General features: G+C 74.3%; 2 protein-coding genes. One reads left to right on the top strand and one right to left on the bottom strand.

The genetic code is table 11. The annotated features are described in order from the left end of the window. Positions 1-219: 219 nt before the first annotated feature. Positions 220-1,368 (top strand): methyltransferase domain-containing protein, encoded by a 1,149-nt coding sequence (locus ACFPCY_RS09665; RefSeq protein ID WP_378253449.1) that lies wholly within the window; start codon positions 220-222, stop codon positions 1,366-1,368. A gap of 73 nt (positions 1,369-1,441) precedes the next feature. Here ACFPCY_RS09665 and ACFPCY_RS09660 read toward each other — a convergent pair whose 3' ends face one another. Beyond that, positions 1,442-12,415 (bottom strand): SDR family NAD(P)-dependent oxidoreductase, encoded by a 10,974-nt coding sequence (locus ACFPCY_RS09660; protein ID WP_378253447.1) that lies wholly within the window; start codon positions 12,413-12,415, stop codon positions 1,442-1,444. Positions 12,416-12,589: the final 174 nt, after the last annotated feature.

The following is a 12,589-nucleotide window of genomic DNA, read 5'->3' as shown; positions in this document are numbered from 1 at the left end:
AACGCTGGAGTTTGAGGGCGCTGCGAACCTAGCGTGTCGGAAGGAGCGCTGAACGTTACCGTCGCAACCGGAGCGCGCGCCGCGTGGACGGCAGAAAGGGAGCTCGCCGTGGGCAAGCATGATGACGAGAAGGAGAAGGACGGGCAGTGGGACAGGCCGGTGCCGCCCAAGGAGCCCAAGGATCCTCCTGGTGGTGGTCGGCATGAAAAGAGCAAGTAGGTGACCGATCCCGAGGGGTTGTCGGCGCGGCTGGTCGCCGAGCTCACCGCATCGGGAGTGCTCACCCCGGAGTGGCGTGCGGTGTTCGAGGCGGTGCCTCGGCATCGGTTCATCCCCGACACCGTGTGGGTGGAGGACGGCGACCTGCTGGAGCCGGTGGACCGGGCCGACGACGAAGCCGCGTGGCTGGCGTTGTGCTACGGCGACGAGGCGGTGATCACGCAGGTGGACGACGGTGTCCCGGCCGGGCCGGGACGGGCCGGTCACCAGGTCACCAGCTCGGCCAGTCAGCCCGGGGTGGTGGCTCGGATGCTCGTGGCGTTGGAGGTCGAGCCGGGCATGGACGTCCTGGAGATCGGCACGGGCACCGGTTGGAACGCCGCGCTGCTGGCCGAACGGCTGGGGCCGGACAGGGTGACCTCGGTGGAGATCGACCCGGCGCTGGGCGAGCGCGCCCGTCGCGTGCTGCGGCGGGAGGGGTATCGCGTCACGGTCGATGTCGGGGACGGCGCGTCGGGGCACCCGGACCGCGCGCCGTTCGACCGGGTGATCGCCACGGTGGCGGCCGGCCGGGTCCCGCACGCGTGGGCGGAGCAGACGCGGCCGGGCGGCCGGGTGCTGGTGCCGTGGGCCACCGACTTCCACAACGGGGCGCTGGTGTCGTTAACGGTGGGACGGGACGCGGTCATGCGGGGCCGGATCGTGGACAACGTGGCGTTCATGCGGCTGCGGGACCAGCGCGGGAAACGCGCCTCACTGGTCCGCGATGTGCGTGAGGCGGACGGGGCGCGGCACTCGTTCACCCGGACGCACCCCTCGCCGGTGCTCGGGGAGTACGACGCGTCCCTCGCGATCGGGCTGAGGGTGCCGCACTGCAAGTTGGTCGTCGAGTTCCACGACGACAGGGCCTACACGGCCTGGCTGGTCGATCCCTGGTCGGGTTCGTGGGCCGCCCTGGACGTGGAACCGGGCGCGGAGAAGTTTCCGGTCCGCCAGTCGGGCGAGCGCGACTTGTGGCAGGAAGTTGAGGACGCCTGCCGATGGTGGGACCGGCTCGATCGTCCCACCGCGGACCGATGGGGCCTGACCGTCACCGGCGAGGGCCAGTACGTCTGGCTGGACACCGAGGACCATCGCATCGACGCCTAGACCAAGCGCGAGCGACGGACGTCGCGGGGCGCCCCGCCGGTTCGTGCGGCGGGGCGTCCCTTGTCGTGCGCGCTTAGACGAGGGTGGGGGTTGGGGAGCGGGTCAGGGTGCCGGTGGCGTTCTCGGTCCAGGAGTGGTCTTCGGTGGAGCGGGAGCGGATCGTGAGGGTGCGGGCTCCGGTCTCGTCCTCCGGGGTGATGACGAGTTGGAGGAGGGCGGCGCCTTCCGAGCCGAAGGTCACGGGGGCGTTCAGGACCAGCTCCGCCAGTTCGTCGAGGGCTACCGTTTGGGCGGCATGGAGGGCGAGTTCCACCAGGGCCGTTGCGGGGAGGATGACCGTGCCCATGACCACGTGGTCGTTCAGCCAGGGGTGGGCGGTCTGGGTCAGGCGGCCGGTGAACAGGTGGGTGCCGTCGGGGAGTTCCGTCGCCGTGGACAGCATCGGGTGGGCGGCGGGTTCCAGGCCCAGCCCGGACGGGCTGCCCGACGCGTCCGGGGCGTCCAGCCAGTAGCGGCGGCGCTGGAACGCGTAGGTCGGAAGGTCGATGGTCTGGGCGTCGCCAAGGAGCGGCGTCCAGGTGGCGGTGGCGCCGTGCGTTTCGGCTTGGGCGACGGATCTGATGAGGGTCAGGCGCTCGGGGCGGTCGCGGCGTTGGGTCGGGATGACGGCCGCTTCGGGGAGGGCCGATTGCGTGAGGGACGTGAGGATGGCGTCCGGGCCGATCTCGATGAACGTGGTGACGCCCTCGGCGGCCAGGGCGCCGATGCCCTCGTGGAAGCGGACGGTGCCTCGGATGTGGTCCGTCCAGTAGCCGGCGCTCATGGGCTCGGTCTGCGGAAGGCCGGTGAGGTTCGAGATCAGCGGGATCTCGGCGGGGCGGTAGGCGAGGGTGGACGCCTGCTCCCGGAACGGCTCCAGGATCGGGTCCATCAGCGGGGAGTGGAAGGCGTGGCTCACGGTCAGGCGTCGGGTCTTGACGCCCTGGTCGGCGAAGTGGCGGGCTATCTGCTCGGCTTCGGCGGCGTCGCCGGAGATGACGGTCGAGGTCGCGCCGTTGACCGCGGCGATGGAGACGCGGGGGAGGAGCTGCGGGACGACGGCTTCTGGCGCGGCCTGGACGGCGATCATCGCGCCGCCGGACGGGAGGTCCTGCATGAGCCGCGCGCGAGCGGCGACCAGGCGCGCGGCGTCCGGGAGGGAGAGGGCTCCCGCGGTGTGGGCGGCGGCGATCTCGCCGATCGAGTGGCCGATGAGATGCGTCGGCGTGATCCCGAAGGACGCGAGCAGGCGGGTCAGCGCCGCCTGGAAGGCGAACAGGGTCGTCTGCGTGTAGAGGGTGTCGTTGATCTCCGTGCCGGCGGTGTCGAACATGACCTGCTTGACGGGCAGGTCGAAGTGCTCGCAGATCTCGTCCAGCGCCTCGGCGAAGACCGGGAACGTCTCGTACAGTTCACGGCCCATGCCGGGCCGCTGCGAGCCCTGGCCCGTGTAGAGGAACGCGACCTTGCCGTCCGAGGACGCCTCGCCCCGGACGGCGGCGGGTGACGTCGCGCCTTGCGACAGGGCGGCCAGCCCGGCCAGCAGGACGTCCCGGTCGGCGCCGACGACGGCGGCGCGGTGGTCGAACTTCGCGCGGGTCGTGGCGAGGGAGTGGGCGATGTCGGCCGGGTTCAGGTCCGGGTGTTCGGTCACGTGGTCGAGCAGGCGGCGGGCCTGGTCCTGGAGTGCCTCGTCCGACTGGCCTGAGAGAACCCACGGGATGGGGCCGCTGGGCTCGGCGGACGGCGCGGCGTCCAGTGTCGGGGGCTGTTCGATGATGACGTGGGCGTTGGTGCCGCTGATTCCGAAGGACGAGACGGCGGCCCGGCGCGGACGGCCGGTCGCGGGCCACGGCGCCGGGTCGCGGAGGAGTTCGACGCGGCCCGCGTCCCAGTCGATGTGCGGGGACGGCTCGTCCACGTGCAGCGTCCGGGGGAGCAGGCCGTGCCGCATCGACTGGACCATCTTGATGATCCCGGCGACTCCGGCGGCGGCCTGCGTGTGCCCGATGTTGGACTTGATCGAGCCGAGCCGCAGCGGCTCGGAGCGGTCCTGGCCGTAGGTGGCGAGCAGGGCGTGGGCCTCGATCGGGTCGCCGAGGGTGGTGCCGGTGCCGTGGGCCTCGACGGCATCGACGTCCGACGGGGACAGGCCCGCGTTCGCCAGGGCCTGGCGGATGACGCGTTCCTGGGACGGCCCGTTCGGTGCGGTCAGGCCGTTGGACGCGCCGTCCTGGTTGATCGCGGAGCCGCGCACGACCGCGAGCACGCGGTGCCCGTTGCGGCGCGCGTCCGAGAGGCGTTCGAGCAGCAGCAGCCCGGTTCCCTCGGACCAGCCGGTCCCGTCGGCCGCAGAGGAGAACGACTTGCAGCGGCCGTCCGGCGACAGGCCCCGCTGGCGCGAGAACTCGACGAACGTGGCCGGGGTCGCCATCACCGTCGCGCCGCCCGCGAGCGCGAGCGTGCACTCGCCGTTGCGCAGCGCCTGGGACGCCAGGTGCAGCGCGACCAGGGACGACGAGCACGCCGTGTCGATCGTGACCGCGGGGCCTTCCAGCCCGAACGTGTAGGAGACGCGCCCGGACGCGATGCTCGGCATGCTTCCGTTCCCGACATACCCCTCGAAGCCGGTCGGGGCGTTCGGGCGGAGCCGCGCGCCGTAGTCGTCGTACATGATCCCGGTGAACACGCCCGTGCGGCTGCCGCGCAGGCCGGACGGGTCGATCCCGGCGCGCTCGAACGCCTCCCAGGCGACTTCGAGCAGCAGTCGCTGCTGCGGGTCGATCGTGAGGGCCTCGCGGGGCGAGATGCCGAAGAACGCCGGGTCGAAGCCGGCGGCGTCGTGCAGGAAGCCGCCTTCGCGCGCGTACGAGGTTCCGGTGCGTTCCGGGTCGGGGTCGTACAGTTCCTCGACGTTCCAGCCCCGGTCGGCGGGGAAGCCGGAGATCGCGTCCGTGCCGTCCGCGACGAGGCGCCACAGGTCCTCCGGGGACCGCGCGCCGCCGGGGTAGCGGCACGCCATTCCGACGATCACGATCGGGTCGTCGTCCCCGGCGGCGCGGTGCGCGACGACGGCGTCGGCCGTCGGCTGCCGTGTCCCGGACAGTTCGGACTCGATGTGCGAGGCCAGCGCCGCCGGGTTCGGGTAGTCGAAGATCAACGTCGTGGGGAGGCGGAGGCCGGTCGCGCCGTTGAGGTGGTTGCGCAGCTCGACGGCCGTCAGCGAGTCGAAGCCGAGATCGCGGAACGAACGGGCGACGTCCAGGCCGTCCGGCGAACCGTGGCCGAGGACGGCCGCGACCGCCGACCGCACCAGCCCGGGTACGTCCGCGGTGTCGGCCGCGGCCTTCCCGGTCGGGACGCGCACGAGGCCGCGGAACAGCGGCGGCATCGTCCCGGCGCGGGCCTCGGCGCGCAGCGCGGCCACGTCCAGGCGCGTCGCGACGACGCACGGACGGTCGTCCGCCAGCGCGGCGTCCAGCAGCGACAGGCCCAGCTCGGCGGAGATCGGCAGGATGCCCGCGCGGGCCCAGCGGGCGCGTTCGGCGTCGGTGAGACCGGCGGCCATGCCGCCGACCTCGTCCCACAGGCCCCAGGCGATGGACGTGGCGGGCAGTCCTTCCGCGCGCCGCCGTGCCGCGAGCGCGTCGAGCGCGACGTTCGCGGCGGCGTAGTTCGCCTGGCCCGGGCTCCCGACGATCCCGGCGATCGAGGAGAACAGGACGAACGCCGACAGGTCGCGGGTCAGTTCGTGCAGGTTGAGCGCGGCGTCGGCCTTGGCCCGCAGGACCGCGTCCAGCCGCTCGGGCGTGAGGAACGCGAGCAGACCGTCGTCCAGGATCCCGGCCGTGTGCACGACGGCGGTCAGCGGATGCGCCGCCGGAACCGACGCGAGCAGCGCGGCGAGCGCGGGCCGGTCGGCGGCGTCGCAGGCGGCGATCCGGACGGACGCGCCGAGCGCGGTCAGGCCGGCTTCCAGCTCGGCCGCGCCGGCGGCGGCCGGGCCGCGGCGGCTGACGAGCAGCAGGTTCCGGACGCCGCGGGTCTCCACCAGATGCCGCGCGACGAGCGCGCCCAGCGCTCCCGTCCCACCGGTGATCAGGACGGTGCCGTCGAGCGTGCGCCGAGTCGGCGACGCCTCGACGCGCGCCAGGCGCGGTGCGTGGACGCGGCCGTCGCGCAGCGCCAGTTGCGGCTCGTTCCCGGCCAGGACGGCCGGCAGCGCCTCGGCCGAAGCGTCGGTGCCGTCCACGTCGATCAGGACGATCCGGTCCGGGTTCTCCGACTGCGCCGAGCGCAGCAGTCCCCAGACCGGCGCGAGGCCGGTGTCGATGTCGTCGTCGCCGGAGACGGCGACCGCCCGGTGCGTGACGACGGCCAGGCGGCGGTCGGCGAACCGGTCGTCCGCCAGCCAGGTCTGCACGGAGGTCAGCGCGTCGTGCAGCGAGGTCGGCGTCAGGACCATCGCCTCGGGCGCGCCGCTCTCGATCTCGACCTCGGGCCAGGTGACCTCGAACAACGCGTCCGGCTGCTGCTCGGACGCGACGGGCAGCATCGTCAGCGACCCGATCGACATCACGGGCGTGCCGGACGCGTCGAAAGCGCGAAGGGCCACGGAATCGGGGCCGGTCCGGGTGAGCCGCGCCCGCAGCACCGTCGCCCCGGACGTCTCCAAACGGACGTCCCGCCAGGAGAACGGGACGCGCACGGGCGCGTCCGGCTCCTCGTCCAGGAGGAGCGCGTGCAGCGCGGCGTCGAGCAGCGCCGGGTGGAGCCCGAACGCGCCGTCCGCCTGCGATCCGTGCGCTTCGGCGAACAGCTCGTCGCCGCGTCGCCACAAGGCCCGCAGGCCCCGGAACACCGGCCCGTACTCGTAACCGCGATCGGCGAGCAGTTCGTAGGCGTCGGCCAGATCGACCTCGACGGCGTCGGCCGGAGGCCACACGCCGAGCGACTCGCCGGAGACCGTCCGTCGGCGGACCAACGTGCCGGTCGCGTGGTGCGTCCAGCCCTCTTCCGAGCCGTCCGGACGGGAGTGGACGGTCAGCTCGCGACGGCCCGACTCCTCCGCACCGACCGCGACCTGCACCCGGACGCCGCCACGCGCCGGGATCGGCAGCGGCGCGTGGAGCGTCAGCTCGGACACCTCGCCGTCCGCGCCCGCCGCGTGGAGTGCGAGCTCCACGAACGCGGTCCCGGGCAGCAGGGCCTTCCCGAGGACGACGTGATCGCCCAGCCAGCCGTGCGTGGACGCGGCCAGACGGCCGGTGAACAGGCGCCCGCCGTCCGGGAGGTCGTTGACGGCCGCGAGCAGCGGATGCCCGGCGGCGTCCAGGCCCAGGCCCGCCGCCGACGCCGCCGACGACGGCGTGTCCAGCCAGAAGCGCCGCGTCTGGAACGCGTAGGTCGGCAGGTCGACGACGCGCGCGTCCGAGAGGAGCGGCGTCCAGTCGGCCTCGGCCCGGTGCGCGAGCGCGCCGACCAGGGCGAGCCGCTCCGAACGGTCGCGGCGCAGCACGGACACGGCGTCCACCTCGGGCAGCGCCGTCCGCACGAGCGCGGTCAGGACCGCGTCCGGTCCGATCTCGATGAACGAGGTGACGCCGAGCTCGCCGAGCGCCGCCAGGCCGTCGTGGAACCGGACCGTGCCGCGGACGTGGTCCGTCCAGTAGGCCGCGTCGAACGCCCCGTCCTCAACGAGCGTCGAGACGAGCGGGATGCCGGGCGCGCGGTAGTCGAGGTCCTCGATCCGCGAGCGGAAGGCGTCCAGCATCGGGTCCATCAGCGGCGAGTGGAACGCGTGCGAGACCGTCAGGCGGCGGACGCGCCGTCCCTCGGCCGCGAACGAGTCCGCGATCGCGGTGACCTCGTCCTCCGCACCCGACAGGACGACCGAGTCCGGGCCGTTGACCGCCGCGATCGAGACCCGCGCGGTCAGCCGCGGCGCGACCTCCGCCTCGGACGCCCGGACGGCGATCATCGCTCCGCCGGACGGCAGCTCCTGCATGAGCGACGCGCGTGCCGTGATCAGCCGCGCCGCGTCCGGCAGCGTCAGGATCCCGGCGGCGTGCGCGGCGGCGATCTCGCCGATCGAGTGCCCGATCAGGTGCGTCGGCGTGACGCCGAAGCCGGCCAGCAGCCGGGTCAGCGCGGTCTGGAGCGCGAACAGCGTGGTCTGCGTGTAGAGGGTGTCGTTGATCCGCGCGTCGTCCGGGGCGAACATGATCTGCTTGACGGGCAGGTCGATGTGCTCGCACACCTCGTCCAGCGCGGCGGCGAACGCGGGGAACGCCTCGTACAGCTCGCGTCCCATGCCGGACCGCTGCGATCCCTGGCCGGTGTAGACGAAGGCGACATCGCCGGACGAGCTCCCGCGCACGACCGCCGGGGACGGCACGTCCTGGGCCAGCGCCGCGAGGCCGTCGAGCAGCTCTTCACGGGACGCGCCCACCACCGTCGCGCGGTGCTCGAAGGAGGCGCGCGACACGTCCAGAGAATGCGCCACGTCCGCCGCGTGCAGCCCAGGCCGCGACTTCACGTGATCGACGAGCCGCCGCGCCTGATCGCGCAGCGCGTCGGGCGTCTTCGCGGAGAGCGTCCACGGGACGGGCCCGTCCCACCGCGGCTCATCAGGCGTGACCGGCTGGGCGGATTCCTCGATGATGACGTGCGCGTTCGTCCCCGAGATCCCGAAGGACGAGACGGCCGCCCGGCGCGGACGGTCCGTCCCCGTCCCCGTTTCCGTCTCCGGCCAGGGCTCGGCCTCGGCGAGGAGCGTGACGTGCCCGGACGTCCAGTCCACGCGCGGCGACGGCTCGTCGAGGTGCAGGGTGCGCGGCAGGACGCCGTGCCGCATCGCCTCGACCATCTTGATGATCCCCGCGACGCCTGCCGCGGCCTGCGTGTGCCCGATGTTGGACTTGATCGAGCCGAGCCGCAGCGGCTCGGAGCGCTCCTGCCCGTAGGTGGCGAGCAGCGCCTGCGCCTCGATCGGGTCGCCGAGCGTCGTGCCCGTGCCGTGCGCCTCGACCGCATCGACGTCCGTCCCCGAAAGGCCGGCGTTGGCGAGGGCCTGGCGGATGACGCGTTCCTGGGACGGCCCGTTCGGCGCGGTCAGCCCGTTGGAGGCCCCGTCCTGGTTGATCGCGGAGCCGCGCACGACCGCGAGCACGCGGTGGCCGTTGCGCTGCGCGTCCGAGAGGCGTTCGAGCAGCAGCAGGCCCGCGCCCTCGGACCAGCCGGTGCCGTCCGCCGAGGCGGAGAACGACTTGCAGCGGCCGTCCGGCGACAGCCCGCGCTGCTGGGCGAACTCCACGAACATGCCCGGCGTGGACATCACGGTCACACCGCCCGCCAGTGCCAGCGAGCACTCGCCGCTCCGCAGCGCCTGCGCCGCCTGGTGCAGCGCCACCAGCGACGACGAGCAGGCGGTGTCGATCGTGACGGCCGGGCCCTCCAGCCCGAACGCGTACGAGATCCGCCCGGACGCGACGCTGACGGTGTTGCCCGTGAGCAGGTAGCCGCCGAGGCCGTCGCCGCCGTCGGACAGGCGCGGCCCGTACTCCTGCGCCATCGCGCCGACGAACACGCCGGTGGCGCTGCCGCGCAGGCCGGACGGGTCGATCCCGGCGCGCTCGAACGCCTCCCACGCGACTGTCAGCAGCATCCGCTGCTGCGGGTCCATGGCCGCCGCCTCGCGCGGGTTCAGGCCGAAGAACTCCGCGTCGAAGTCGGCGGCGCCGTCCAGGAAGCCGCCGCGGCGCGTGTAGGTGCGGCCGGGGACGCCGGGCTCGGGCGAGTAGAGGGCGTCCAGGTCCCAGCCGCGGTCCTCGGGGAAGCCGCCGACGACGTCCGCGCCGTCGGCGACGAGCCGCCACAGGTCCTCCGGCGAGCGCGCGCCGCCGGGATAGCGGCACGCCATGCCGACGATGACGATCGGATCGGACGCGTCCGCGACGGGGGAGACGGCGGTGGTGGCGCTCGGACCGGACGACACGGCAAGCTCGCACAGCCGGAGGGCCAGCGCCTCGGGGCTCGGGTGGTCGTAGACGAGCGTGTCGGGCAGGTGGAGGCCGGTCGCGTCGGCGAGGCGGTCGCGTAGCTGGACGGCCATCGACGAGTCCATGCCGAGGTCGCGGAACGCCCGGTCGGCGTCCACGGTGTCGGCGCTGAGGTGGCCGAGGACGATCGCCGTCCGCAGCCGCACCAGCTCACGCGCCCCGCGCCGCCGCTCGTCCTCCGGAAGCGCCGCGATCCGTTCGGCCCAAGTGAGGCCGCTGTCCGAGAGGCCGCCGTCCGAGACGGTCTCCTGGACGGTCCCGACCTCGACGCGCGGAGCGACGGACTCGTACTCGGACGACACGTCCGGCCAGTAGCTCTCGCGCTGGAACGCGTACGTCGGCAGCGGCACCCGGCGCGGCGGACGGGCCGTGAACAGCCCCGTCCAGTCCACGTCCACGCCGTTGACGTGCAGGTGCGCGAGGGCGGTGTGCAGCGCGGGCCAGGACTCCTCGCGCCGCCGCAGCGAACCGACGACCAGCGCGTCCGGCAGGGTCTGGCCGAGTCCGAGGGCGAGCACCGGATGCGGGCTCGACTCCACGAACGTGCCGAACCCCGCGTCCGCGAGCGCCCGGACGGTCGGCTCGAACAGCACCGGTTCGCGCAGGTTGGCGTACCAGTACCCGGCGTCCAGGGTCGTCGTGTCCACGGCCGTGCCGGTGACCGTCGAGTAGAACGCCACCTCGGACGGCAGCGGCGTGACGCCGGCGAGCCGGTCGATCAGCTCGTCCCGGACGGCCTCGACGGCGGGCGAGTGCGACGCGAAGTCCACGGCCGGGACGGCCTTGGCGCGGACGCCGTCCGCCTCACACGCGGCGACGAGCGCGGCGATCGCCTCGGGCGTCCCGGCGACGACGGTCGTGGCCGGGCCGTTGACGGCCGCGACGCTCAGCCGCTCGCCGTGCGGCGCGATCAGCTCCGCCACCCGGCCGGCGGGCAGCGGCACCGAGGCCATCGCGCCGGTCCCCGCCAGCGCCATGATCGTCCGGCTGCGGAGCGCGACGATGCGCGCCGCGTCCGCCAGGCCGAGCGCGCCCGCGACGTGCGCGGCGGCGATCTCGCCCTGCGAGTGCCCGACCACCGCGTCCGGGCGGACGCCCAGCGACTCCCAGACCCGCGCCAGCGACACCATCATCGCGAACAGCGCGGGCTGGACGACGTCCGCGCGGTCCGGCGACGGTGCGTCCGGGCCGCCTTCGAGCAGCGCGGTCAGCGACCAGCCGGTGTGCGGGACGAGCGCGGCGTCGCACGCCTCGACCGACGCGCGGAAGACCGGCGAGGTGGCCAGCAGCTCGCGCGCCATCTCCGGCCACTGCGAGCCCTGGCCGGGAAAGACGAACACGGTCTTGCCGCGGTCCCGGACGACGCCGGTGACCAGGCCGGGCACCTCGTCGCCGGCGCGGAGGGCGGCCAGTTGCGCGGCGTGGTCGGGGCCGAGCACGACCGCCCGCCGCTCGAAGTGCGTGCGCGTCGTGGCCAGCGACCAGGCGGTGTCGTAGGCGTCGTGCCGCGCGGCGGCCTCGGCGAGCCGGGACGCCTGCTCGCGCAGCGCGGCCGGAGTGCGGCCGGAGACCGTCCACGGGACGCGCGGAGCCTCCCCGGACGGCGCCGGAGTCGCGATGTCAGGGCCTTCACTGAGGACGACGTGGCAGTTCGTCCCGCCGACGCCGAACGAGCTGACCCCGGCCAGCACCGGCGCGCCGTCCGGCCAGGGACCGTGCTCGGTCCGGACCCGCAGGTTCAGCCCCTCCGGATCGATGCGCGGGTTCGGCGTCTCGTGGTTCAGGCTCGCCGGGATCTCCCGGTGCCGGACGCTCAGCGCGGTCTTGATCAGGCCGACGATGCCCGCCGCGCCCTCCAGGTGCCCGACGTTCGTCTTCGCCGAGCCGACCAGCACCGGCGACCCGTCCGGACGCGCCGCGCCGTACACGGCGCCGACCCCGGCGGCCTCCAGCGGATCGCCGGTCGGCGTCCCCGTGCCGTGCAGCTCGACGTAGGGGACGTGCGCCGGGTCCACGCCCGCGTCCGCGCACGCCGCCCGCAGCACCGCGGCCTGAGCCTCCGCGCTCGGGACCGTCAGCCCGTCCGTCGCGCCGTCGTTGTTGACCGCGCTGCCGAGGATCACGCCGTACACCGGGTCGCCGTCGGCGAGCGCGGCGGCCAGCGGCTTCAGCACGACCACGCCGCCGCCCTCGCCGCGCACGTAGCCGTTGGCGCGGGCGTCGAAGGTGTGGCAGCGGCCGTCGGGGGACAGGCCGCCGAACCGTCCGGCGATCTCCGCGCCCTCGGGCGCGAGGTTCAGCGCGACGCCGCCCGCGAGCGCGAGCGCCGTCTCACCCCGGCGCAGGCTCTCGGCGGCCAGGTGCACCGCGACCAGCGACGACGACTGCGCCGAGTCGACCGCGAGGCTCGGCCCGCGCAGGCCCAGCGCGTAGGAGACGCGGTTGGCGATGACGCCGCGGTTGAGGCCCGGCAGCGAGTGGTGGGTGATCGCGCCGCCGCGCCGCGCCAGGGCCGCGTAGTCCGCGGCGATCGCGCCCGCGAACACGCCCGTCGCGGAGTCGCGCAGCGTGGCCGGGACGATCCCGGCGTCCTCCAGCGCCTCCCAGGCCAGCTCGGCGAACAGCCGCTGCTGCGGGTCGGTCGCTACGGCCTCGCGCGGGGACATCCCGAAGAACGCCGCGTCGAAGCCGTCCACCCGGTCGAGGAAGCCGCCGTACCGCAGCCCGGCGCGGTGCCGCTCCGGCGCGTCCGGCAGCACCGCGTCCGGGTCCCAGCGGCCGGGCGGCACCTCGGTGACCGCGCTCCGGCCGGCGCGCAGCAGCTCCCAGAACGCGGCGGCGTCCGCCGCCCGGGGCAGCCGGCACGCGACCCCGACGATCGCGATGGCCCCGTGGGCGGGCCGGGCGCCGGGGACGGGCCCGGAGCCGTGGACAAGATCACTCGACATGGCGGCGAGCGCCTCCCTCGCGCGGATGGTGACCGGAACGGGAACGCGCCCCGAGGGCGCGGAACGGGCGAAGAACAGAACAGACGAAGAGCAGAACAGGCGAAGAGCGGGACGGGCGAAGAGCGGAACGGACGAGCAGCGGGGAAACAGCGGGTGCGGCGACGGGCGCCTGAA

The sequence above is a fragment of the Actinomadura gamaensis genome (assembly GCF_042652125.1).
In the GTDB taxonomy this organism is placed as follows: domain Bacteria; phylum Actinomycetota; class Actinomycetes; order Streptosporangiales; family Streptosporangiaceae; genus Spirillospora; species Spirillospora gamaensis.
Note: the sequence above shows the minus strand (reverse complement) of the source record. Positions and strands in the feature narration are given on the sequence as shown.

Excerpts from the sequence above, each read along its gene's own strand:
- ACFPCY_RS09660 (WP_378253447.1), bottom strand. The coding sequence starts at position 12,415 with ATGTCGAGTGATCTTGTCCACGGCTCCGGGCCCGTCCCCGGCGCCCGG.